A 213-nucleotide genomic window follows, 5' to 3' on the forward strand; every position below is an offset into this window, starting at 1 on the left:
CAGAAGGCGACGTAACAGACGCCATGCACATCGACCACAACATGGTCATCGCCGATCTCGTCGATCACGCCCTTGAGCTTGCCGATCATGCAGTTTTTTCCCTCTGACGTGACGTCTTCACGCGTATGCCTCTTGTTCTCGCAGCGTGTGCTGCTTACCGTTCACTCGCCGCACAGCCCCCAAATGCCACTCCACCCTCACTGCCCCTTTCGG

General features: G+C 57.7%; 1 protein-coding gene. It reads right to left on the reverse strand.

What is annotated here, in order from left to right:
- On the reverse strand, window positions 1–89 hold an 89-nt coding region (locus tag B4E36_RS20130), incomplete at its 3' end, for an OB-fold domain-containing protein (RefSeq protein ID WP_345900748.1).
- Window positions 90–213 lie beyond the last annotated feature (124 nt).

The organism is Martelella sp. UBA3392, assembly GCF_002358775.1.
GTDB lineage: Bacteria > Pseudomonadota > Alphaproteobacteria > Rhizobiales > Rhizobiaceae > Martelella > Martelella mediterranea.